1 protein-coding gene is annotated in these 277 nt (G+C 56.7%); it reads left to right on the top strand.

All coding sequences use genetic code 11. The features are described 5' to 3' along the window. Positions 1-15: 15 nt before the first annotated feature. Positions 16-277 (top strand): response regulator (locus tag ABQX22_RS26750; protein WP_349802864.1); only part of this gene is annotated, 262 nt, incomplete at its 3' end.

Raw genomic sequence — 277 nt, 5'->3', positions numbered from 1 at the left:
AAGGCGGGATACGAGGTGGACACCTGCGACAACGGCAACGCTTCTCTGCAGATCCTTGAGCACAAGCGGTATCAGCTTGTACTCACCGATGTAATGCTTGGTGGCAAGTCAGGTCTCGATGTCCTGGAGCTGGTTCGCAAAGGGCAGGGCATCAACAAGGACACGCCGATCATCGTGTACACATCAGACGGATCACCGGTTGTGCGGCAGCAGGCCGCAACACTCGGAGCAAGCATGTTCCTTGAGCGCCCGATACCGGCCAAAGAGCTGCTTAATG

This window comes from Xanthomonas sp. WHRI 1810A (genome assembly GCF_040202885.1).
Taxonomy (GTDB): Bacteria; Pseudomonadota; Gammaproteobacteria; order Pseudomonadales; family Pseudomonadaceae; genus Aquipseudomonas.
This window is presented reverse-complemented; position numbering and strand designations above follow the sequence as displayed.